Origin of the sequence: Nocardia sp. NPDC057272, from assembly GCF_042668615.1 — a bacterium.
GTDB lineage: Bacteria > Actinomycetota > Actinomycetes > Mycobacteriales > Mycobacteriaceae > Nocardia.
This window is the reverse complement of sequence record NZ_JBHUYK010000034.1, coordinates 20,985-42,966: the sequence shown is the minus strand read 5'-3', so window position 1 is coordinate 42,966 and position 21,982 is coordinate 20,985. Positions and strand designations below refer to the sequence as shown.

Here is a 21,982-nt window from a genome sequence, read left to right as displayed (position 1 = left end):
CCTTATGAACACCACTGACGAAAAGCCCGCCGGAACCGAGAAGAAGGCCGGCGAGACCACCGAGAAGCCGACGGGTACCGCGGAGGGGCGCCAGATCAGTGTGCGCCTGTCCACGGTCGCTACTGTCGCCTGCGTCGCAGGGTTAGCGGTGACCACCGTGACCTTCGGCGCGCTCTACTTGTCGGAGCGCGGCGAACTATCCGATCGGGATGCGCGCGCCGCCGCGGACAAACAGGCCGAACAGGCCGCGATGGACTATGCGGTCGGCGCGTCCACCATCGACTATCGCGACCCGAAAGCGTGGCTGGCCAAGCTCAAGGCCAACACGACCCCGCAGCTCTCGGCGAAGTTCGATGCCACTGCTACGCAGCTGGAGCAGATCATCCTGCCGTTGCAGTGGACGTCGAAGGCGACACCGGTCCAGGCCGCGGTGAAGTCGGAGTCCGGTGGCGTCTACAAGGTCAACGCCTTCCTCGATGTCGATTCCACCAGTGCGCAGTCGCCCCAGGGCGGGCGCACGACGGTCACTTACACCGTCACCCTCGACAAGAACGACGGTTGGAAGATCACCGAAGTCGGCGGCGGCCTCGACGCACTACCAGCCAAGTAGCGCAGTAGGTCACAACTTCACAGCAAGGATGAGCAATTGGACTGGTCAGGCATCGTCGCTGACGTTCAGCAACATTGGTACCTGTACGCCGCGATGCCGTTCATCGCCGCGGCGATCGGTTACCTGACCAAACTCGTAGCGGTCGAAATGCTGTTCCGGCCGCTGGAATTCGTCGGAATACCGCCCTATCTCGGGTGGCAGGGCCTGATTCCGCGCTATTCCGCCCGGATGGCCACCGTGGCAGTCGATCTCATGCTCTCGCGACTGGTCGACCCGCAGGAGATCATCGACCGCATCGATCCAGCCGAGCTGGCCGAGCATGTCCAGGGACCGCTGCTGGCCACCGTCGAGGAACTCGTCGACGAGATCATGATGCGGCACCGGCCCGGCCTGTGGGAGCTCGTCCCGCCCGCGGCCCGGCGCCTGCTCCTGCAGCGTATCCAGGCCGACGCGCCCACGATCATCGCCGAGACGATGGACGACCTCAAAGCGAACGTGAACGTCGTTTTCGACCTGCGCACGATGGCCATCGACGCCCTGATGAAGGACAAGGCGTTGTCGGTGCGGATGATCCGTGATCTCGCCGCGCCCGAGATGCGATTCATCGTCAGGTCGGGTCTGTACCTCGGTTTCACACTCGGCATCGTCCAAGCCGCGGTCTGGGCGCTCACCCACTCGGCCCTGATCATGCCGCTGTTCGGCGCGTTCGTTGGGTACTCGACCGACTGGCTGGCCTTGCAGATGGTCTTCCGCCCGATCGAACCTCGCCGGTACCTCGGCATCTTCCGCTGGCAGGGGATGTTCCACAAGCGCCGTGACACCGTCGCCGTCGACTACGGAAACTTGATCGCGACCGAAATCCTCTCCCCCGCCAACATGATCGACGCCATGCTGACCGGGCCACAGTCCGACCGCCTCTTCTCCCTCATCGAGCATGAGATCGACCGTGTACTCGACCAGCAGATGGGCATAGCCAAGCCGCTGGTCGAACTGGCGGTCGGCAACCTGGACTTCATCAAGAAGGACATTGTCGACACGATCCGCACCCGCCTGCCCGAGGAGACGCGGAGCATCGAGCAGTACACGATGCACGCCCTCGACGTGAACACCCTCATCGTCGAGAAGATGAAGCTGATGACCCCCGATGAGTACGAGGGCCTCCTGCGCCCGGCCTTCAAACAGGACGAGTGGAAGATCGTGACCGTGGGCGCCATCCTCGGCTTCCTGATCGGCGAACTCCAGGTTCTTCTGCTACTGCATTGACCGAAGGCCGTTGCGCTAATTGAACACAATGTATATTTAAGGTGTGCAGGAAAACATATTCTCCGAACTGACACCGACCGCGTGACACCATCGAGCCGACGGCGAACGACCACCGAACGCCGCGTGTTCGAGGCCGCGGCCATCCTGCTCCGGGGCGGCACACGGTTCTCGGATCTAACGGTGGAATCGATTATCGAACTCGCCGATGTATCGCGCGCGAGTTTCTATAAGTACTTCACCAGCAAAGGCGTTCTGGTCCAGCGCATCGCGGTTCCCAGCCTCGCCGAGTCGACACAGGAGTCGGCGAACTTCTGGTTGACGGAACCGGCTACATCATGGAAGGGACTGGCCGAGACGATCGGCCGCATGCTGCGCATCGGGCGTGCGAACGCGGAACTGTGGCAAGCGTATTTCGACGCGACCGCCGCCCACCCCGACATCGAGGACGCCCTGCATCGCGCCATGGAAGGTCATGTCGAGGTGATCAGCCAGCGCGTCGCCACATTGCGGCAGGCCGGCTCGATCAGCACCGATATGGACCCGATCCACCTGGCCCGATTCATGATTCGCGGCACCTACGACGCGTTGGTCGAACACTTGCAGCACGGCAGTGCGGACGACGACGACGCCTTCACCCGAACCCTCGGACGCGCGCTCTGGTTCGGCGCGTTCGCCCATTGAACAGGAGTGCGAACGTTGTATCGCAAGAAGTCCGCCGGCGCATGTATGGCAGTGTGCGCGAGTCTCGGGGTATTGCTGGCCGGTCCGATCGCGGCGTCACCGCTGGACAACCCAGCGGTGACCGCCCCTGACGCTGACCCGTTCTACGCGGTACCAGGCGATATCGCCGGGTCGGCCAACGGCACAGTACTCGATTCGCGGCCGATCACCGCCTCTGTCGGCCCCGTCCCGCTCGACGCCAAGGCCTGGCAGGTCAAATACAAGACCACCGACCACACCGGCCAGGCCACCGCCACCGTGGTGACCGTGCTCGTACCGAACACCCCGTGGACTGGTCCCGGTCCACGCCCGCTGGTGTCGTTCCAGTCCGCCGAAGACGGTGTCGGTCTGCGGTGCGCGCCATCGCTGGCACTGCGCGGTGGCGGGCTGCTCGGCGGCGCGGTCAGCGATGTCGTCACCTCAGTGCCGAAGCTCCTGCACACCGGCTGGGCAGTCGCTGTTGCCGACTACCAGGGACCGGATTCGCTGTTCACCAACGCGAAGATGACCGCACACGGCGTCCTCGACGGCATCCGCGCCGCGCGGTCCTTCGCACCGGCCGGTATCGACCCGAATGCCCCCATGGGACTGACGGGATACTCCGGCGGTGGTTATGCCAGCTTGATCGCGGCCATGTACCAACCCACCTACGCACCGGAGCTCGACTTCGCCGGGTTGGCCTACGGCGGTACGGGCAGCGACTCGCGCGAGGTCTACGACACGGCCAACGGCGGCCCGTTCGGCGGCGGCGTGCCAATCCTGTTCGTCGCGCAATCGCGGGCGTATCCGCAGGCTCAGCTGGAGTCTCACCTCGATGACACCGGTCGGCGCATCATCGCGGAAAGCCAGGCCGACTGCATCTTCGATGGCACCGCGCGCTATCCCGGACTCGATTTCGGCAAACACCTCAGCACCGAGGGCGCCGACAAGCTCGAGAGCCTGATGTGGCAGAACAGCCCGCTGACACAACCGGGCCTGCCCGCGCAGCCGGTGTTCTACTACCACGCCACCGGTGACGAGCTGGTCCCGTATTCGTCGGGCATGTCGATGGTCGATCGCATGTGCGCCAACGGAGTTCGCGTCGAGCACCTGGCGATTCCCGGCAGCGAGCACCTCGTCGAGGCAGCGCGCGGCATCGAGTACGCGATCCCCTACCTCGCTGACCGGTTCGCCGGAAAGGTCGCGCCAACCACGTGCTGAGCCGATGCCGACAACCCGCAATGTGTTGAGGCGATGCATCGATTCCCCGCATGTATATTGACCGCCCGTACGGTCACCCTGCTACCATGACATGCGATCCGGACCTTGCTGCCGTTCTTCGGCCGAGGGTGTCGCCCGCGCTCCCCGCAGAATCGCCACCGGGCGCGCGGCAGGGAGATGCATCACGAAAGGAACTACGACGTGCCGACTGAGGCATTCATATTCGACGCGCTCCGTACGCCGCGCGGCAAAGTCAAGAAGGGCTCGCTGCATTCGGTGAAGCCCGTCGATCTCGTCGTCGGACTTATCGACGAACTCCGTAGCCGGTTCCCCGATCTGGACGAGGATCGCATCTCCGACGTTCTGCTCGGCGTCGTCTCCCCGATCGGCGACCAGGGTGGCGACATCGCGCGCACCGCGGTCCTCGCCGCGAAGATGCCCAACACTGTGGGCGGCGTGCAGCTCAACCGCTTCTGCGGGTCGGGCCTCGAGACGGTCAATCTGGCCGCGCAGAAGGTCCGTTCGGGTTTCGACGAGCTCGTGCTCGCCGGTGGTGTCGAATCCATGTCGCGGGTCCCGATGGGCTCCGACGGCGGTGCCATCGTGGCCGATCCGGCGACCAACTACGACATCGGTTACGCCCCGCAGGGCATCGGTGCCGACCTGATCGCCACGATGGAGGGCTTCAGCCGCGAAGACGTCGACGCCTACGCGGTGCGCTCGCAGCAGCTCGCCGCCGCGGCCTGGACCGGCGGCTACTTCGCCAAGAGCGTGGTCCCGGTCAAGGACGTCAACGGCCTGGTCGTGCTCGATCACGACGAGCACATGCGCCCCGGCACCACCGTCGCGGATCTGGGCCGGCTCGAGCCGTCGTTCGCCGCGCTCGGCGAGGCAGGTGGCTTCGACGCGGTGGCGCTACAGAAGTACCACTGGGTCGAGGACATCACCCACGTGCACCACGGCGGCAACAGCTCGGGCATCGTCGACGGTGCGGCGCTGCTGCTGGTCGGTTCCGAGGAAGCGGGTCGGGCCTCCGGCATGACCCCGCGCGCCCGCGTCGTCGCGACCGCGACCAGCGGCGCCGACGCCACCATCATGCTGACCGGCCCGACGCCGGCCTCCGAGAAGGCCCTCGCGCTGGCGGGGCTGACGGTCGACGACATCGACCTGTTCGAGATCAACGAGGCGTTCGCCGCCGTCGTCCTGAAGTTCCAGAAGGATCTGAACATCCCGGACGAGAAGCTCAACGTCAACGGCGGTGCGATCGCGATGGGCCACCCGCTCGGCGCCACCGGCGCGATGATCACCGGCACCATGATCGACGAGCTCGAGCGCCGCAACGGCCGGTACGCGCTGCTCACGCTGTGTGTGGCCGGCGGCATGGGCGTCGCGACGATCATCGAGAGGGTGTGATTCTTCCCATGACCGAGAACATGATCGGTTGGGAGCGCGATGCCGACGGCATCGTCGTGCTCACCATGGACGACCCCAACCAGGGCGCCAACACCATGAACGCCCTGTACAAGGCGTCGATGACCACGACCGTCGAGCGCCTCGAGGCCGAGAAGGACGACATCACCGGTGTCGTGCTCACCTCGGCGAAGAAGACCTTCTTCGCCGGCGGCGACATCAAGGACATGATCTTGACCGCGCCGGATCAGGCGGAGTCGTTCATGGCCGAGCTCGACCAGATCAAGGGCGCGCTGCGCCGGCTCGAGCTGCTCGGCAAGCCGGTCGTCGCGGCCATCAACGGTGCTGCCCTCGGCGGCGGCCTCGAGATCGCGCTCGCCTGTCACCACCGCATCGCGGCCGAGGTGAAGGGCAGCCAGATCGGTCTGCCCGAGGTGAGCCTGGGACTGCTGCCCGCGGGCGGCGGCATCACCCGCACCGTGCGCATGCTCGGTATCCAGAACGCGCTGATGGGCGTGCTGCTGCAGGGCCAGCGCAACAGCCCGGCCAAGGCCAAGGAAATCGGCCTGGTCGACGAGCTGGTCGGCTCGATCGCCGAGCTCGTGCCCGCCGCGAAGGTGTGGATCGCCGCGAACCCGCAGGCGTGCGTGCAGCCATGGGATGTCCAGGGTTTCAAGATCCCCGGCGGCAGCCCGTCCTCGCCCGCGCTGGCGTCGAGCCTGCCCGCGTTCCCGGCCAACCTGCGCAAACAGCTCAAGGGCACCAACATGCCCGCGCCGCGCGCCATCATGGCGGCGGCGGTCGAGGGTGCGCAGGTCGGTTTCGACGACGCGTCGCTGATCGAGTCGCGCTACTTCATCTCCCTGGTGACCGGTCCGGTCGCGAAGAACATGATGCAGGCGTTCTTCCTCGATCTGCAGTCGATCAACAACGGCGGCTCCCGTCCGAAGGACATCCCCAAGCGCGAGATCCGCAAGATCGGTGTGCTCGGGGCAGGCATGATGGGCGCGGGCATCGCCTACGTCTCCGCGCAGGCCGGCTACGAGGTCGTCCTCAAGGACGTCACCATCGAGGCTGCCGAACGCGGCAAGAACTACAGCGAGAAGCTCGAAGCCAAGGCGCTCTCACGTGGCAAGACCACCGAGGAGAAGTCCAAGGCGCTGCTGGACCGGATCACCCCGACGGCCTCGGCGGACGACTTCGCCGGCGTCGACTTCGTGATCGAGGCCGTCTTCGAGAACACCGAGCTCAAGCACAAGGTGTTCCAGGAGATCGAGGACATCGTCGAACCCGACGCGCTGCTGGGTTCCAACACCTCCACCCTGCCGATCAGTGGTCTGGCGACGGGGGTCGAGCGCGAGCAGGACTTCATCGGCATCCACTTCTTCTCCCCCGTCGACAAGATGCCGCTGGTCGAGATCATCAAGGGCGAGAAGACTTCTGACGAAGCGCTGGCCCGCGTCTTCGACTACACCCTGTCGATCCGCAAGACGCCGATCGTTGTCAACGACAGCCGTGGCTTCTTCACCTCGCGGGTGATCACCACCTTCATCCACGAGGCGATCGGGATGCTCACCGAGGGCATCGAGCCGGCGACCATCGAGCAGGCGGGCGCGCAGGCCGGCTACCCGGCGCCTCCGCTGCAGCTGGCCGACGAGCTCAACCTCAAGCTCATGGAGAAGGTCGCCAACGAGACCCGCGAGGCCGCCGAGCGTGGCGAGGTCACCATGCCGGTGGACCATCCCGCCTACCGCGTCATGGAATTCATGCTGGCGCAGGGTCGTCCGGGTCGCCTGGAGAAGGCGGGCTTCTACGAATACGACGAGAGCGGCAAGCGGCTGAAGCTGTGGCCGGGCCTGCGCACCGAGTACGACTCGGTGGCGGGTGAGACCGTGCCGATCCGCGATCTGATCGACCGGATGCTGTTCATCGAGGCGATCGAGACCCAGAAGTGCTTCGACGAGGGTGTGCTCACCACCTCGGCCGACGCCAACATCGGCTCGATCTTCGGCATCGGTTACCCGGGTTGGACCGGTGGCGTGCACCAGTTCATCGCCGGCTACGAAGGCGAGGGCAAGGCCGCGTTCGTGCGGCGTGCCGATGAGCTCGCGGCACAGTACGGCGAGCGATTCCACGTACCCGCGTCGCTTCGCGAGTGACGTCCGGAGCGGAGCCGTGCCCCTCACCAAGGCTCGGCTCCGCTCGGGGTACAGCGCGCTGCGCTGGAGCAGTACGGATTGAGAGGGATCACATCATTGAACAGCGTATTGCAGTACGCTGCAATGATTCTCGGAGCCATCGCCGTGGTGGTGACACTCTCGTTCGCGACATCGACCATCGTGCACTACCGCGTGGCCAAGGAAGCTGCCGGACGAAAAGCCGCCCAGGATACGACCGACGACAGCCATCACGCGCCGCTCGTCGGATTCACCGTCGCCCAGGCACACTGGCAAATGCGCGAACACGTGCGATGCCGACGTGAATCCTGCGAGCGCAAGGCCATGGCGTTCCACATACTCGTCGAAGCCGGACGAATCGTACCCGTCGCCGATATCAGCGATTCGGCCCCGCGCTCTCCCAGGCCAGGAGAATGAATACGGTTCGATCGGGCGCTCATCACCAGGCAGCGGGTTCGCTTCGCCTGCCGCTTGATTCGCCCCGCGAGCAAGCAGACCCTGCCGTGATCAGGCGCGCCGCCGCGAGTCCGGCGGCGCGCCGTGAGTAGGGTTGGACGCGCGCGGGGCGACCGTGGCCCCGTAAGTGACGAACCGAGGTGACTGATGACCACGCGCCGACCGCCGCTGCGCAAGGACGCGACGCCGGAGCAGCAGGAAGCGGCCATCGTTGACGCTGCGGCCCGTGAGTTCGCCGAGGTCGGCTTCCGGCGTGCCAGCATGGACCGGATCGCGCGACTCTCCGGCGTGAGTCGGAGCACGCTCTATCGGCGGTTCCCCAACAGGGACGAGCTGCTGTCCGCGGTCGGTGCTCGGGAGCGAGAAGTGTGGATGGCTCGCCTGATCACGAGCGCGAAAGGCTTGAACGCACGAGACGCGTTCGTCGAGGCGTTCTGCGAGGCGTTCAAGCAGTTGCAGGAGGTTCCGCTCCTGCGGCGGATGCTGGACATCGAACCGGACGTCGTGGAGCGGCTGCTCGGTGTGCGCTCCGACGACTCCGGGATACTGATGAATCAGTTGATCGACGCGATCTCCGATACTTTGCAGTACGCGGGAACGACGATGCCCCGTGACCAGCTGCGCATCGTTGTCGAAACCTACATCCGGATCATCGCGTCGTTCGTAAATCTCCCGTCGATCACCCTCGATCTCACTGACGACGCTCAGATGAGGGAGTACGCCGCGCGGTATCTGGCACCCATGATTCACTAGTCGCACTGATCGGGCGCGGCGGCGGCGGTGGTCGTGCGGGCGCCGATCTACAGATTCGGGCGGAGTCGGCCGGATCGAGCGATCCGCCGGCTCCGCCCGTTTCGGCCTATATCGTGCGGCCGGGAGGCACCTTCTCAGAGATCGCCGAGACCGGGCCCGGCGACGTCCGTCCTACGTGAAATCGACAACTCCACGGATGTTCTTCCCGGCGAGCATGTCGCGGAAACCATCGTTGACATCGTCGAGCTTGTAGCTGGTGGTCACCATTTCGTCCAGCTTCAGGTGACCTTCTGTGTAGAGCCGCAGCAGCGTCGGGATGCTGGTGTGCGGGCTCCACGCCCCGGCCAGCGTGCCCGTGATCCGCTTCTGGGACATGGTGATATCGCTGGTGGGGAGCTCGACCTGTAGGTTCCCCGCGCCGGCGGCGGTGAGCACCAGAGTGCCCGCCTTACGGATCGCCGCGATACCGCCCGAGATCTCGGCAGCAGTGAGCACGCCGACCGTCACCACGACCGAGTCCGCGCCCTGCCCGTTGGTCAGCGACCGCGCGAAATCGGCGGCCTCATCGAGCGAGCAGAAGGTGTGCGTCGCACCGAAATTCAGCGCTTGCTCGCGCTTGAACTCCACTGTGTCCACGGCCAGCACGTGGCTGGCACCGGCGAAGCTCGCACCCTGGACGGCGCTCATGCCGACACCGCCGAGACCGACGATGATCACGGTGTCGCCCGGCCGGACCTCGGCCGAGTTGACCGACGAGCCCCACCCTGTCTGCACGCCGCAGCTGAGCAGGCAGACGCTGGTGGGCGGGAGGTCCTTGGGGACCTTCACCGCGCTCGCGGTGCTCACGGTCGTGTACTCACTGAGCGTGGAAATCCCACAGAACTGGCTGACCGGTGTGCCATCGAGCGACATGCGGAACGAGGTCTCGTCGTCGAACCGGGAGCCGACGACCACGAAGGCCCCGAGGTCGCAGAGGTTCTGCATGCCCAGTGCGCACCAGCGACACCGGCCGCACGCGGGGACGAAGCCGAACACCACGCGGTCGCCGACTTCCCAGCCCGGCGTACCGGGACCGACCTCGACGACCTCGCCGGCACCCTCGTGACCGACGCACATCGGCACGGTGCCGGGGACGACGGAACCGTTGATGATGTGATCATCGGAGTGGCAGAGCCCGCTGGCGAGCATCCGCACCGTCAGCTCGCCCTGGCGAGGCGCGTCGAGATCGACCTCATGAATCTCGAGCTTGCCCGGCGTCGGCATCACCAGCGCGGCACGGGTCTTGTAGACCATGAAATACCTTTCGTTCGATCGCTGGTATCAGCCGATGATGAGTTTTGTCTCCAGGTAGGGCAGCAGACCATCGTTGCCGCCTTCGCGACCCATACCGGACTGGCGGAACCCACCGAACGGGGCGTACAGGCAGACACCGGCGGTGTTGACGTTGATCTGACCCGTGCGGATCCGTCGCGCGACAGCGGAGGCCGCGGCGTGATCGGCCGAGTACACCGCGCCGGACAGTCCGTACTCGGAGTCGTTGGCGATGGCCACCGCGTCGTCGACGTCGGTGTAGGGGATCACGACGATGACCGGGCCGAAGATCTCCTCGCGGGCGACCCGCATGGAGTTGTCGACATCGACGAGCAGGGTCGGCTCGACGAACCAGCCACGATCCTGATCCTTCGGCACACCGCCGCCGACGGCGACCCGGGCGCCTTCCTGCACACCGAGCTCGATGTAGTCGAGCACGCGCTTCTGCTGACGCTGCGCGACCAGCGGGCCGATGGCGACCTCGGGATCGACCCGCGGGTCGCCCACCTTCAGGGTGCCGATGGCCGCCGCCAGCGCGCCGCAGATCTCGTCGTAGCGCGAACGGGGGGCGAGCACGCGGGTGATCGCCGCGCACACCTGGCCGCTGTGGCCGACGCCGGCGGCGAGCAGGGTGGGCAGTACCTCCGACAGGTCGGCGTCTTCGAGGATGATGCCGGCGGACTTGCCGCCGAGCTCGAGGGTGACCCGGGCGATGCGGTCGGCGGCCGCCGCCATCACCGCTTTACCGGCACCGGTGCTGCCGGTGAAGGAGACCTTGTCGATATCGGGGCGCGTGACGAGGTACTCGCCGACCTCACGGCCGCCGGGCAGGATCGACACGACGCCTTCGGGCAGACCGACGGCCTCGATGGCCTCGGCCATGATCATCACCGACACGGGCGCCTCGGGCGCGGGCTTGGCGACGACGGTGCAGCCGGCCGCGAGGGCAGCCGAGATCTTGAGGCTGTTGAGGACCACCGGCCCGTTCCACGGGCTGACCGCGGCCACCACACCGACCGGCTCGCGGAAGAGCGTGCCCGACCCCTCGCCCCACTCGGTGGCCTCGGAGAACTCGAAGGTGCTCAGCAGCGCGGCGTTGCGACGCCACACTTCGATGGCGATCTGGTGGAAACGGGTGGCGACCGCGTCGGGGGCACCGAGCTCGAGGGCGAAGGCGCCGGCCATCTCGGGCAGCCGCTTTTCCATCTCGTCGGCGATCCGGTTCAGGAATACAGCGCGCTCGGCCGGCGTGGTGGAGGACCACTCGCCCTTGTCGAACGCGGCGCGGGCCGCGGCGACCGCCGCATCGACATCGGCATCGGTCGCGTCCGGAACGGAGCCGAGCAGCTCCTCGGTGGTGGGCGAGACGATATCGATGCGGGCGTCACCGGCAGGGGCGACCCAGCGACCGCCTACGAACAGTTGATCAAAAGAACGCAGGGACCCAGGGGTCTGTGTCGCGGTCATTGGTGCTCCTGATGAATGTCTGGTCGCGCCGTTCAGGAGAAACCCGCTGAGGCGCAGATGAGCTGACGCCCCGATCGTATCGACGCGATGTGACCCAGGACATGTCCCAATACGACACAGACCGCGGCCCGCCTGACGCCACCCTCCTAACGTCGAGCAGTGCAAACAGTTGATCTATGAGGAGCGATCTGGCCGTGACAGAAGCGTTCATCTACGACGCCATCAGAACCCCGCGAGGCAGGGGACGCTCCACCGGCGCACTCCATTCGGTCAAGCCGATCACGCTGGCCGCCGATGTCATCCGCGCAATCGTCGACCGCAACCCCACCCTCGACCCCGGCGAGATCGTCGACGTCGTGTTCGGCAACGCGACCCCGGTCGGCGAGCACGGCGCTGACCTGCCCAAGGCCGCGGCCATGAGCGCGGGCCTGCCCGACCACGTGACCGGCATGCAGATCAATCGTTTCTGCGCCTCGGGGCTCGAAGCGGTGAATCTCGCGGCGCAGAAGGTGCGGTCCGGGTGGGAGGACTTCGTGATCGCCGGCGGCGTCGAATCGATGTCGCGGGTGCGGATGGGCTCTGACGGCGGGCCGATGATGTCGGACCCGGCGACCGTGCTGGACAACCGGCTCGAGCCGCAGGGCATCGCGGCCGACCTGCTCGCGAGCCTGGAGGGGTTCACCCGCGACGACGTGGACGCGTACTCGGTGCGCTCGCACCAGCGTGCCGCCGCCGCGTGGGATGCCGGTCGGTTCGACCGATCCGTGGTGCCCGTGGTCGACCAGAACGGGATCGTGCTGCTCGAGCGCGACGAGGCGATCCGGGCGGAGGTGACCCAGGAGGCGATCGGCTCGCTGGCACCGTCGTTCGCGACCTACGGCTCCTACGGCTTCGATGCGATGGCGCTCGCGCGCTACCACTGGGTCGAGAAGGTCGAGCACGTGCATTCGGCCGGTTCTTCCTCCGGCATCGTCGACGGCGCCGCGGCGGTCCTGGTCGGGACCGAGGAGGCGGGCCGACGGTTCGGCCTCACCCCGCGTGCCTGGATCACCTCGGCCGCGCTCTCCGGTGTCGACGGCACGCTCATGCTCACCGGGCCGACCGCGGCCACCCGCAAGCTGTTCGAGCGAACAGGGCTCACGGTCGACGACATCGACCTGTTCGAGCTCAACGAGGCATTCGCGGCCGTGGTGCTGAAGTACCAGAAGGACTTCGACATCCCGGACGAGAAGCTCAACGTCAACGGTGGCGCGATCGCCATGGGCCACCCGCTCGGCGCGACCGGTGCCATGATCGCCGGCACCGCGCTCGACGAGCTGGAGCGCACCGGTGGCAGGCGGGCCCTGATCACCCTCTGCGTCGGCGGCGGCATGGGCGTCGCCACCCTGATCGAACGCGTCTGACGACCGAGATGGAGCACACTGCCTTGACCACCACCGACGTGATCACCCGTACCGCGCAAGACGGCATCGTCACCCTCACCTTCGACGACCCGGCTTCCGCCGCGAACACGATGACCCCGGCGTTCCGGGCCGCCTTCGGGCAGGCCGTCGCCGACCTCGAGGCCGACGCCGACCTGCGCGGCGTCATTGTGACCTCGGCCAAGAAGTCGTTCTTCGCCGGCGGCGACCTCATCTCACTCATCAAGGTCACCCCGGACGACGTGACCGAATTCCACGCCGAGGTGACCGAGATGCTCGGTTACCTGCGCCGCCTGGAGCGCCTCGGCAAGCCGGTCGTCACCGCGCTCAACGGTGCCGCGATGGGCGGTGGCCTCGAGATCGCGCTGGCCACCCACCACCGTGTCGCGCTGCGCGGGGTCAAGGTCGCGTTCCCCGAGGTGAGCCTGGGTCTGCTGCCCGGTGGTGGAGGGATCGTGCGCTCGGTGCGGATACTGGGCCTGCAGAAGGCGATCGAGCTGATTCTGGACGGGCGAACGCTCGCCGCGGACGCCGCCCAGAAGCTCGGTCTGATCGACGAACTGGCCGACTCCCCCGAGGAACTGGGCGCGGCCGCTGTCGCGTGGATCGAGGCCAACCCGGCCGCCGCGCAGCCGTGGGATGTCAAGGGCCACAAGATCCCTGGGCCCGACGCCGAGACGCTGGGCAACGCGCTCTCGGGCGCCGTGCACCTGCGTACCAAGGGCGCGCCCTACCCGGCGCCGCAGGCTGTTGTCTCCGCCGCGGTGGAGGGCAGCCGGGTGGGCTTCGATGCCGCCCAGCTGATCGAGACCCGCTACTTCCTGTCGCTGGCCGCCGGTCAGGTCGCCAAGAACATGATCCAGGGCAAGTTCCTGGACCTGCGCGCGGTCGCCGCCGGTGCGGGCCGGCCGAAGGTCGGCGAGACCGCTCCGGTCGCCACCCTCGCCGTGATCGGTGCGGGCATGATGGGCGCGGGCATCGCGTACCAGGCCGCCAAGAACGGGATCTCGGTGCGGCTCAAGGACGTTGACGAAGCCGCCGCCGAACGCGGCAAGGACTACAGCCGCAAGCTCGTCGCCAAGGGCATCGACCGCGGACAGCTCAGCGCGGAGAAGGGGCAGGCGCTGCTCGACCGGATCACGGTCGTCACCGACTACGCCGCGTTCGAGGGTGCCGACGCCGTGATCGAGGCGGTGTTCGAGGACCCGGCGCTCAAGAGCCAGACCTTCCGCGACGCCGAGCCGCACCTGCCGGGCGCCCTGCTGGCGACCAACACCTCCACGCTGCCGATCAGCGAGCTCGCCGCCGCCGTGCAGCGACGCGAGGATTTCGTCGGGATGCACTTCTTCTCCCCTGTCGACCGGATGCCGCTGCTCGAGATCGTCGTCGGCGCCGAGAGCAGCCCGGAAGCAGTCGCGCGGGCGTTCGATCTCGGTGTGGCGCTCGGCAAGACGAATATCGTCGTCAACGACAAGCGCGGCTTCTTCACCAGCCGGGTGATCACCAAGTTCACCGACGAGGCGCTGGCGATGCTGGGCGAGGGCATCAGCGCCGCGTCCATCGAGCAGGCCGGGCTGCAGGCGGGCTATCCCGCGCCGCCACTGCAGCTCTCCGACGAACTCACCATCACGCTGCCGCACAAGGTGCGCATGGAGACCAAGGCCGCGGCGCTGGCCGCCGGTGAGGAATGGGTCGTGCACCCGGGCGAGCCGGTGATGGCCAGGATGATCGAGGAGTTCGGCCGCTTCGGCCGGACCAGCGGCGGCGCGTTCTACGAGTTCGAGAACGGCAAGCGGACCCGGCTGTGGCCCGGGCTCGAAGAGCACTTCCGCAAGCCCGGCTACGAGATCCCGTTCACCGACATCGTCGAGCGGATGCTGTTCGCCGAGACCATCGAGGCCCTGCGCACCTTCGACGAAGGCGTGATGACCTCGATCCCGGACGCGAACGTGGGCTCGCTGCTCGGCATCGGATTCCCGGGCTGGACCGGCGGTGTCATCAACTACGTGAACGGCTACGCCGGCGGGCTCGAGGGCTTCGTCGCGCGTGCGACGGAACTCGCCGAGCGCTACGGCGACCGGTTCCAGGTTCCGGCGGCCATCGTCGCGCTCAGCGAGACCTCCGACCGCTTCGAACTGTCGTGACCACGGCATTGTCGGAGGAGATCCGGGCCTGGCTGGCGGCCAACGCCCCGGGTCGCGACGAAGTCCCCGCGCCCGGCACGCCGGAGTTCGTGGCCTTCGCGCAGGCGTTCCTCGGACGGGTGTACGACGCGGGCTTCTCGGGCATCTCCTGGCCGGTCGAATACGGCGGCCGTGGTCTGGGTCAGCCGGAGGAGAAGGCGTTCTGGTCGGAGGCCGCCGCCTACGATCTGCCGCTGGGCGCGGTCTTCGGGATCGGTCTGGGCATGTGCGGGCCGATCGTGCGCGAACTCGGGACCGAGGAGCAGAGGCAGCGTTATCTGCGGCCACTGCTGCAGGGGCGCGAGGTGTGGTGTCAGCTGTTCTCCGAACCCGCGGCCGGGTCGGACCTGGCGGCGCTGCGCACCCGCGCGGTGTCCGATGGCGACGACTTCGTGATCACCGGGCAGAAGGTCTGGACGACCGGCGCGCACTACTGCGATTTCGGAATCCTGTTGGCGCGCACCGATCCCGACGTGCCCAAGCACCGCGGGCTGACGATGTTCATCGTCCCGATGCGCGAGCAGGGCGTGACTGTGCGTCCGCTGCGCGACATGACCGGGGCATCGGACTTCAACGAAGTGTTCTTCGACGGGCTGCGTGTGCCGGCGAGCGCCGTGGTCGGCGGGGTGGGCGGCGGCTGGAAGGCCGCGCGCACGCTGCTGGTGCTCGAGCGGCTGGCCGTCTCGGCGGGTCTCGGTGTCGACAATGCGGCCGAGGGTCCGCTGTCGTTCGGCGGCCTGGCCGGTCGGGTACGCGCGCGGGGGCTGCTCGACAGTCCGCTCGTGGCCGATCAGCTGGTCGACCTGTACCTGGCCGCTCGCGCGGCCGATCTCACCGACGAGAAGCTCGCCCAGGAGATCGACGCCGGAATCGACCCCGGTTCCCGTGGCTCGATCGGCAAACTGCTGAAGGCGCGGCTGAACTGCGTTGCCGCCGATCTCGCCGTCGATCTGCTCGGCGACGCCGACCTGGACGAAGACTTGCGCCACGACATCCTGCAGTCGCGCAAGCTCGCGATCGGTGGCGGCACCGACGAAATCCAGCTCACGATCATCGGTGAACGAGTACTCGGCCTGCCCCGTGAACCGCAAGCCGACCTGGCTGTGCCGTTCCGGGACCTACCTGCGAATTGAGGAAGCGCCGATGACTCGCGTGCTGACAACTGAACCCGAACTGAGCCAATTCGCCGGCTCCGTGCGCGCGATGATCGCGGCGCACTCCCCCGTCGACGCGACGCGGGCCGGTGCCGGTGCGCCGATGGATCCGGCCTGGTGGCAGACCTGGGCGGCGGAGATGGATCTGCCCGGCCTGCTGGTCGGCGAGGCCGACGGCGGCGCCGGGGCCGAGCTGGACGCGGCCGCCATCGCCGCGACGGAACTGGGCGCGGGACTGGTTCCCGGCCCGCTCACCTCGACGATGCTGGCCGGGCTGGCGTTGTCGCGGGCCGGTGCGAGCAAGGCGGCCGGGCGGATCGCGGCGGGGACGGCACCGGCTGCGCTGGTACTCGCCGATGCCCACGATCTCACGGCTGGCGAGCAGGTCAGCGGCACGATTCCGACACTGGATCACGCCGCGGATCTCGCCGTGGTGGTCGCGGTGCTCGGCAACCGGCTGGCGGTGCTCGAGACCAGTACGGCGACGGTGACCCCGGTTGAACATCCGCTGGACGAGACCCGTCGTGCGGGCCGGATGACCTTTGCCGGGGCCGATGCGAAATTCTTCGACATCACCGCCGAGCTCGCCACCGAACTGGTCGTCGCGGCGACGGTGCTGGCTGCTGCCGAACAGTTCGGGCTGATGCGCCACGCACTGGCCGAATCGGTGGAATACCTCAACGCCCGCACCGCCTTCGGGCGGGTCGTCGGCTCGTTCCAGGGTCTCAAGCACCAGCTGGCCGAGCTGGCCTGCGAGGTTGCCCAGGCCGACGCGCTGCTGGCCGACGCCGTTGCGGCAGCGACGAATCGGGATGCCGATGCGGAACTGGCCGCGGTGGCGGCGTGGTGCCGGATCGCGGCGGCGGGCACCCACGTGGTGTCGGAATGCCTGCGCCTGCACGGCGGTATCGGCTACACGTGGGAACACGACGCGCATCTGTGGTTCCGCCGCGCACGGCACAACCAGTCGGCCCGTGGGCGACTGGTTGTGCAGCGGCAGCGGTTGGCCGAACTTCTCGGCCTGGGGTGAGCCGGGGGTTGGCTCGCTCAGTCGCGAAGCGTTGTGCGAGCCGGCTCCAGGTAGGTCGCGACCGAATCGCCCGCAGTGTCGTGCCCGGAACCACCGGCTCCAGCCTGGCGACGGTGCTCGATGCCGGCGGCGATCACGCCGATCTTGAAATACGCCAGCGCCATGTGGAACGACCAGTGCGCCAACGGAACTCCGCCCGCGCGCTCGTAGGCCTCGGCCAGTGCGATCGGCTTGGGCAGCCGCTCGCTGGTCCACGCGCTGGGCTGACCCAGGATCAGATCCAGCGCCGGGTGCCGGTAGGCGCACATCATCGCCACGACCGCCAGCCGGTCGAAAGCTGTTCCGGCACACGGGCCGCCAGCTCGGCGGCCACGGCGACACCGTCGGCCTGCAATGTCGGGGTGCCGAACATCTCCCACTGCCCGCTCCAGCAGCGACCGACGCGGTCGACCACCCAGCCGAGCGTTTCGGCGGCGAAGGTCTTGGCGATCGAGGTGGCCGCAGAAGCGTGCCTGCCCGCGTCGAGTTCGGCGCAGGCCACGTTCAGCAGCGAATGTGTGGCGGCCAGGTCGATCTCGTTGTCGGCGATCATCCGCTGGGCCATGCGCACATCGGCGAGCCGGGAACTGAACATCTGCCGCTCGGCGGCGTAGGTGACCGCGGCCTCGTGGGCACGGCGGGCCACCGGAGAATGAACGATCAGGTGGCGGCGACCACGTCCTCAGTCGACATTGATGTGCTCCTCCTGCGCGATAACGATGTGGATCACCTGCGCGACGCAGGCGGGTTTGGCGACGCCTTCGATCTCGACTGTCACCGACAGGGTGACCTTGTGTCCGGCGCTGGCCGGCTCGACAGCGGCGAGCACGATCCGGCCGCGTACACGCGCGCCGCTGATCACCGGGTGTGGGAAGCGCACCTTGTCGAGTCCGTAGTTGAGGATCGAGGCGACCTGGCCGATGGTGTACACCTGCTGGAGGAAGACCGGGACCATCGACACCGTGAGGTAGCCGTGGGCAATGGTGCCACCGAACGGCCCCTCGGCCGCGCGCGCGATGTCGACATGGATCCACTGGTGATCGCCTGTCGCCTCCGCGAAGAGATCAATGCGTTCCTGGACGACGTCGACCCAATCACTGACGCCGAGCTCGGTGCCGACCTGGGCCAGGAAGGACGGTACGTCGGGGAATTCGTGCATAACCATCCTCATTCTCCCGGCGATGACTGCCGGATCACCCGGGCGTAGGTGCAGGGCCGGCCGTCGGCGTGGCCGACGACCTCGATGACGCGCATCGTCCGGCCGGCGTGCAGCAACCGCGCGTCGAACCGCAGGGTGCGGTCCGCCGTCATGGCACGGGCGTACGCGACCGTCAGCGACGTGGTGCGCAACGACGATTCGGCGCTCATGCACGTCGCCGCGGCTTCGGCGGCGCAGATCGCGATCCCGCCGTGCAGAGCGCCCAGCCGGTTGGCCCAGCGGGTGCCGTCGGCAAGTCCCAGGCTGCCGACGCCGTCGGTTTCGGTGAAGGTCGCGCCGAGCAGCGTGAGCACGTCGCCGCCGCGCAGCGGTGCCGGGTGCTGCGGCCCCTCCGAGTCGAGCGTGGGCCCCTCGACGAACCGGCCGTGCACGCTGGCGGTGACCAGCAGACGCCCAGCGCCGTCACGGACCGTTCCCGTGGCGTGCCCGACGATGCCGTCGACATCGGTGCCCGTCGCCAGTGCGAGCAGCACGCCCTCGGTGGGCAGCGGTGCCACGAAGTCCATCGAGATCTCGACCGAGACAGAACCCCGGTGCTCGGCGGAAGCCCCGAGCAGGCACAGGCCATTCACGTCGTCGACCAGGACACCGAGCGGGCCCACGGCCGGACGGCCGTCGGCACCGCTCGGCAGAATATCGACCGGCTGCGTGCCGGTCACCGAATGGGAGTTGGTGCGCAGGTTCACTGCCACGCCGAACGCATTCTCGGCGGGGCCGCGACCACTGTTGATCAGGGCAGCGGTATCGGCCGCCCGGTCACCGGTGATGATCATGCGCCGACCGCCAGGAACACGGTGGCCGAGCCGGCGATCGCCCGCCGACCGCCGACGACGTCGGCCCAGACCTCGACATCGACCAGCGCTCCGTCGGTGGTCGGCTCGACCGCCGTCACCCGACCGCCGACCGAGACGTCGTCACCGGCCGCGACATTGCCGCGGAAGGAGCACTCGATGCTGCGCAGTGCCTTGCGCGAGCCCGCCCACTCGGTGAGCAGGTTCATCACGTAGGCCATCGTGGCGCCGCCCTGGTTGATCGCGCGGTCGCCGAGCCCGGCCGCCTGGACGGCGGCGAGGTCGAAGTGGATCGGGTTCGGGTCGCGCAGGATGAGGGCCACCATGCGGATGTCCTCTGCGCGGACGGCCGTGACCAGCCGCTCGGGGAGTTCGTCGCCGACCGTGGGTGACGCTGTCATCAGGCCAGTCCCCTCTTGAAAAGATATGTGCTGGTGATAGTTCCGGCCGGGGTGCCCGCCTCGGAAAGCTCCACGACGACCTCGACCGAATCCAGCCGGGAGCCATCGCGGGCGTGGCGGGAGCCGACCTCGCCGATGTGGGCCTGCGCCGCGTAGGTCGCGCCGGCCCGCAGCGTGTTCGTCTGATCGATCCGGCAGCTGCCGAACAGCAGCGTGTCGCCGCTGTCCTGGTGGGCCAGCGCGCACAGCTCCTCGACGCTGACTCCCATGCAGCGCAGCGAGGCGATGATGAACCAGGCCGGATGCGCGGCGTCGGTGCCGTCCGGTTCCGCGCGCAGCGCATCCTCGGCGATCGCGGTCTCATGCCGCTCGAGGGTGATCTCACCGCCCGGCAGCCGGCGGCCCCGCAGTTCTCTCTGCAGGGTCTCGACGGGAACACTCATGCGGTTGACTCCTTCGTCAGTAGACGGTGTAGCCACCGTCAACGATGACTTCGTTGCCGGTGTGGAAGGTGAGGGACGGCTCGGCGAGGAAGGTCGCGACCTCGTGGAACTCCTCAGGCGTGGCCCAGCGCCTCGCGGGCGTACGCGCGGTGGTCGCCCGGACGAAGGCCTCGTTCTCGCGCAGGTAGTCGTTCATCGCGGTGGCCGTCCAGCCCGGGATGAGGATGTTGACGCGGACCTTGTGCCGTGCGAGCTCGACCGCCAGGGTGCGGCCCAGGCCGACCAAGCCGCTCTTGCTTGTCCCGTACGCCGCCATTCCGACGCCGCCGTAGCGGGAGATCGTCGAGGACACGACCACCATCGAGCCGCCTTCGCCGCGCTCCACCAGGTGGCGGGCAACGGCCCTGGTGCACAGGAAGGTGCCGTCCAGGTTGGTCCGCATGACGTGGTGCCACTGTTCGAGGGACGTGTCGAGGAAGGGTGCGTCGTCCGAGATCCCGGCGTTGGCGAACAGCGAGTCGATCTTGCCGTGCCGCTCGAGCGTCCGCGCCATCGCCTCCTCGACACCCGCTTCGTCGGCGGTGTCGCAGGCGACCGACGAGGCGTCGATTCCCGCTGCACGAAGGTCGGCGACCGCGGCGTCGTTGCGCGAGGCGGTCCGCGACCAGACGGCCACCGACGCGCCGGCACGGCCGAGGCCGTGCGCCATGCCGAGGCCGAGTCCGCTGTTGCCGCCGGTGACGACGACCGTGCGTCCGGTGAGGTCGATCATCAGTAGGACCTCGGCAGACCGAGCGTGTGCTGGGCGATGTGGTTGAGCACCATCTGCGTGGAGACCGGTGCGATCTGCTGCAGCCGCAGGATCGACCACAGGTCGGCGAGGCCGTACTCCTCGGCCAGACCGTTCCCGCCGTGGGTCTGGATGGCGGTGTCCAACGCCTTCATCCCCGCGCGGGAGGCCAGGAACTTGGCCATGTTCGACTCCTCGCCGGCCGGGCACCCCGCGTCGAAGAGCGCCGCGGCGCGCCACAACATGCCGCGGGCGGCCTCGAGTTCGATCGCCGCCTCGGCCAGCGGATGCTGAACGCCCTGGTGGACGCCGATCGGCACGCCCCACACGGCACGGGACTCGGCGTAGTCGACGGCCTTTTCGAGTGCGTAGCGACCCACCCCGGTGCAGATCACGGCACTGAGCACCCGCTCGGGGTTGAGACCGTCGAACAGTGGCCGCAGCCCGTGGCCGATCTCACCGACAACCGCGTCGGCAGGCAGCCGCACATCGTCGAAGAAGAGCGTGAACTGGCGCTCGGGGGCGCGCAGCGCGGTCGGCAGCAGCTGCTTGCTGAAACCGGGGACGTTCAGGTCATCGATGATGAACAGCGTCAGCTCACCGCGACCGGTGCGTTCGTCGGTCCCGGTCCGGGCCACGAGCAGCATGTGATCGGCGTGGTCGACACCGGAGATGTAGTACTTGGTGCCCTTGATGACCCACTCGTCGCCGTCGCGGCGGGCGGTGGTCGAGACATTATGGGAGTTGGAACCCGCGTCCGGCTCGGTGAGGGCGAAGACGAACTTCTCCTCGCCGCTCGCGATCCCGGGCAGGTAGCGCTGCTTCTGCTCGGGCGAGCCGTGTAGCGGCAGAACCGAACCGACGATGCCCTGGGACAGCACCATCGCCAGTTCGGGGCAGCCACCGGCGGCCATCTCCTCCATCACGATGGCCAACTCGGTCAGCCCGGCGCCACCGCCGCCGTACTCCTCGGGGATGTTGAGTCCGAGGAAGCCGGACTTGCCGAGGGTGTCCCAGAGTTCCTGCATGGGCTCACCGGTGCGGGAACATTCCTGGAAGTAGCTGTGGCCCCAGCGCGACACGATGTCGCGGACGGTGCTGCGCAGGACGCGTTCCTCTTCGGTGGGTGCCAAGGGCAAGCTGG

At 67.8% G+C, this 21,982-nt stretch carries 22 protein-coding genes; 12 read left to right on the top strand and 10 right to left on the bottom strand.

From position 1 onward, the window contains the following. The first annotated feature begins 4 nt into the window (after positions 1-4). The 8 genes from ACFULV_RS30905 (at position 5) to ACFULV_RS30870 (ending at position 8,589) form a co-directional block, all read left to right on the top strand. Positions 5-610, top strand: a complete 606-nt coding sequence (locus tag ACFULV_RS30905; RefSeq protein WP_378662856.1) for a hypothetical protein — start codon at positions 5-7, stop codon at positions 608-610. A 36-nt stretch (positions 611-646) separates the two neighbouring features. After that, on the top strand, positions 647-1,873 hold the full coding sequence (locus tag ACFULV_RS30900; RefSeq protein WP_378662853.1) for a DUF445 family protein: 1,227 nt from the start codon (positions 647-649) through the stop codon (positions 1,871-1,873). Between the two features lie 81 nt (positions 1,874-1,954). Continuing rightward, positions 1,955-2,554, top strand: a complete 600-nt coding sequence (locus ACFULV_RS30895) for a TetR/AcrR family transcriptional regulator (RefSeq protein WP_378662851.1) — start codon at positions 1,955-1,957, stop codon at positions 2,552-2,554. Positions 2,555-2,569: 15 nt separating this feature from the next. Beyond that, positions 2,570-3,793, top strand: a complete 1,224-nt coding sequence (locus ACFULV_RS30890; RefSeq protein ID WP_378662848.1) for a lipase family protein — start codon at positions 2,570-2,572, stop codon at positions 3,791-3,793. 201 nt (positions 3,794-3,994) lie between these two features. Next, on the top strand, positions 3,995-5,206 hold the full coding sequence (locus ACFULV_RS30885; RefSeq protein WP_189028440.1) for an acetyl-CoA C-acetyltransferase: 1,212 nt from the start codon (positions 3,995-3,997) through the stop codon (positions 5,204-5,206). Positions 5,207-5,214: 8 nt separating this feature from the next. Further along, a complete protein-coding gene (locus ACFULV_RS30880) occupies positions 5,215-7,362 on the top strand; it encodes a 3-hydroxyacyl-CoA dehydrogenase NAD-binding domain-containing protein (RefSeq protein WP_378662845.1) in 2,148 nt (715 codons plus the stop codon). Positions 7,363-7,458: 96 nt separating this feature from the next. Beyond that, the gene (locus tag ACFULV_RS30875) at positions 7,459-7,797 is read left to right on the top strand and encodes a hypothetical protein (RefSeq protein WP_378662842.1); all 339 of its coding nucleotides are present in this window, start codon (positions 7,459-7,461) and stop codon (positions 7,795-7,797) included. A gap of 186 nt (positions 7,798-7,983) precedes the next feature. Continuing rightward, positions 7,984-8,589: a TetR/AcrR family transcriptional regulator gene (locus tag ACFULV_RS30870; RefSeq protein WP_378662840.1), complete on the top strand. Its 606-nt coding sequence runs from the start codon at positions 7,984-7,986 to the stop codon at positions 8,587-8,589. A 171-nt stretch (positions 8,590-8,760) separates the two neighbouring features. Here the strand turns inward: ACFULV_RS30870 and ACFULV_RS30865 are convergent, their stop codons facing one another. Both ACFULV_RS30865 and ACFULV_RS30860 read right to left on the bottom strand, forming a co-directional pair. Beyond that, a complete protein-coding gene (locus tag ACFULV_RS30865; protein WP_378662837.1) occupies positions 8,761-9,882 on the bottom strand; it encodes an NDMA-dependent alcohol dehydrogenase in 1,122 nt (373 codons plus the stop codon). A 27-nt stretch (positions 9,883-9,909) separates the two neighbouring features. Further along, positions 9,910-11,367: an aldehyde dehydrogenase family protein gene (locus ACFULV_RS30860; protein WP_378662834.1), complete on the bottom strand. Its 1,458-nt coding sequence runs from the start codon at positions 11,365-11,367 to the stop codon at positions 9,910-9,912. A gap of 194 nt (positions 11,368-11,561) precedes the next feature. On the opposite strand from ACFULV_RS30860, the gene ACFULV_RS30855 reads away from it, so the two are divergent. Genes ACFULV_RS30855 through ACFULV_RS30840 form a run of 4 tightly spaced genes read left to right on the top strand, consistent with a single transcriptional unit; the run spans position 11,562 to position 17,155 of the window. Continuing rightward, positions 11,562-12,770, top strand: a complete 1,209-nt coding sequence (locus ACFULV_RS30855; RefSeq protein ID WP_378662912.1) for an acetyl-CoA C-acetyltransferase — start codon at positions 11,562-11,564, stop codon at positions 12,768-12,770. 8 nt (positions 12,771-12,778) lie between these two features. Continuing rightward, positions 12,779-14,932: a 3-hydroxyacyl-CoA dehydrogenase NAD-binding domain-containing protein gene (locus tag ACFULV_RS30850; RefSeq protein ID WP_378662831.1), complete on the top strand. Its 2,154-nt coding sequence runs from the start codon at positions 12,779-12,781 to the stop codon at positions 14,930-14,932. Beyond that, positions 14,929-16,104 (top strand): acyl-CoA dehydrogenase family protein, encoded by a 1,176-nt coding sequence (locus ACFULV_RS30845; RefSeq protein ID WP_378662828.1) that lies wholly within the window; start codon positions 14,929-14,931, stop codon positions 16,102-16,104. Before ACFULV_RS30850 ends, ACFULV_RS30845 begins: the two co-directional genes overlap by 4 nt. Before the next feature lie 10 nt (positions 16,105-16,114). Continuing rightward, the gene (locus tag ACFULV_RS30840) at positions 16,115-17,155 is read left to right on the top strand and encodes an acyl-CoA dehydrogenase family protein (protein WP_378662825.1); all 1,041 of its coding nucleotides are present in this window, start codon (positions 16,115-16,117) and stop codon (positions 17,153-17,155) included. A gap of 17 nt (positions 17,156-17,172) precedes the next feature. Here the strand turns inward: ACFULV_RS30840 and ACFULV_RS30835 are convergent, their stop codons facing one another. The 8 genes from ACFULV_RS30835 to ACFULV_RS30800 are packed head-to-tail and all read right to left on the bottom strand — an operon-like array spanning position 17,173 to position 21,977. Beyond that, on the bottom strand, positions 17,173-17,466 hold the full coding sequence (locus ACFULV_RS30835; protein ID WP_378662823.1) for a hypothetical protein: 294 nt from the start codon (positions 17,464-17,466) through the stop codon (positions 17,173-17,175). Then, positions 17,463-17,840: an acyl-CoA dehydrogenase family protein gene (locus ACFULV_RS30830; RefSeq protein ID WP_378662820.1), complete on the bottom strand. Its 378-nt coding sequence runs from the start codon at positions 17,838-17,840 to the stop codon at positions 17,463-17,465. The genes ACFULV_RS30835 and ACFULV_RS30830 overlap by 4 nt, the downstream gene beginning before the upstream one ends. Positions 17,841-17,876: 36 nt before the next feature. Next, complete coding sequence (locus tag ACFULV_RS30825) at positions 17,877-18,353, bottom strand: MaoC family dehydratase (protein ID WP_378662818.1); 477 nt, start codon at positions 18,351-18,353, stop codon at positions 17,877-17,879. A gap of 8 nt (positions 18,354-18,361) precedes the next feature. After that, positions 18,362-19,186: a hotdog domain-containing protein gene (locus ACFULV_RS30820; RefSeq protein WP_378662815.1), complete on the bottom strand. Its 825-nt coding sequence runs from the start codon at positions 19,184-19,186 to the stop codon at positions 18,362-18,364. Further along, complete coding sequence (locus tag ACFULV_RS30815) at positions 19,183-19,605, bottom strand: MaoC family dehydratase (protein ID WP_378662812.1); 423 nt, start codon at positions 19,603-19,605, stop codon at positions 19,183-19,185. The genes ACFULV_RS30820 and ACFULV_RS30815 overlap by 4 nt, the downstream gene beginning before the upstream one ends. Beyond that, entirely contained in the window at positions 19,605-20,048 is a 444-nt protein-coding gene (locus ACFULV_RS30810; protein ID WP_189028412.1) for a hypothetical protein, read from the bottom strand. Before ACFULV_RS30810 ends, ACFULV_RS30815 begins: the two co-directional genes overlap by 1 nt. Before the next feature lie 16 nt (positions 20,049-20,064). Beyond that, positions 20,065-20,820, bottom strand: a complete 756-nt coding sequence (locus ACFULV_RS30805) for an SDR family NAD(P)-dependent oxidoreductase (RefSeq protein WP_378662808.1) — start codon at positions 20,818-20,820, stop codon at positions 20,065-20,067. Next, a complete protein-coding gene (locus ACFULV_RS30800; protein WP_378662910.1) occupies positions 20,820-21,977 on the bottom strand; it encodes an acyl-CoA dehydrogenase family protein in 1,158 nt (385 codons plus the stop codon). Before ACFULV_RS30800 ends, ACFULV_RS30805 begins: the two co-directional genes overlap by 1 nt. Positions 21,978-21,982: the final 5 nt, after the last annotated feature.

Coding starts and splice junctions, on each gene's coding strand:
- ACFULV_RS30905 (WP_378662856.1), top strand. CDS start 5: ATGAACACCACTGACGAAAAGCCCGCCGGAACCGAGAAGAAGGCCGGC.
- ACFULV_RS30880 (WP_378662845.1), top strand. CDS start 5,215: ATGACCGAGAACATGATCGGTTGGGAGCGCGATGCCGACGGCATCGTC.
- ACFULV_RS30870 (WP_378662840.1), top strand. CDS start 7,984: ATGACCACGCGCCGACCGCCGCTGCGCAAGGACGCGACGCCGGAGCAG.
- ACFULV_RS30865 (WP_378662837.1), bottom strand. CDS start 9,882: ATGGTCTACAAGACCCGTGCCGCGCTGGTGATGCCGACGCCGGGCAAG.
- ACFULV_RS30860 (WP_378662834.1), bottom strand. CDS start 11,367: ATGACCGCGACACAGACCCCTGGGTCCCTGCGTTCTTTTGATCAACTG.
- ACFULV_RS30850 (WP_378662831.1), top strand. CDS start 12,779: ATGGAGCACACTGCCTTGACCACCACCGACGTGATCACCCGTACCGCG.
- ACFULV_RS30840 (WP_378662825.1), top strand. CDS start 16,115: ATGACTCGCGTGCTGACAACTGAACCCGAACTGAGCCAATTCGCCGGC.
- ACFULV_RS30835 (WP_378662823.1), bottom strand. CDS start 17,466: ATGATGTGCGCCTACCGGCACCCGGCGCTGGATCTGATCCTGGGTCAG.
- ACFULV_RS30825 (WP_378662818.1), bottom strand. CDS start 18,353: ATGCACGAATTCCCCGACGTACCGTCCTTCCTGGCCCAGGTCGGCACC.
- ACFULV_RS30820 (WP_378662815.1), bottom strand. CDS start 19,186: ATGATCATCACCGGTGACCGGGCGGCCGATACCGCTGCCCTGATCAAC.
- ACFULV_RS30815 (WP_378662812.1), bottom strand. CDS start 19,605: ATGACAGCGTCACCCACGGTCGGCGACGAACTCCCCGAGCGGCTGGTC.
- ACFULV_RS30810 (WP_189028412.1), bottom strand. CDS start 20,048: ATGAGTGTTCCCGTCGAGACCCTGCAGAGAGAACTGCGGGGCCGCCGG.
- ACFULV_RS30805 (WP_378662808.1), bottom strand. CDS start 20,820: ATGATCGACCTCACCGGACGCACGGTCGTCGTCACCGGCGGCAACAGC.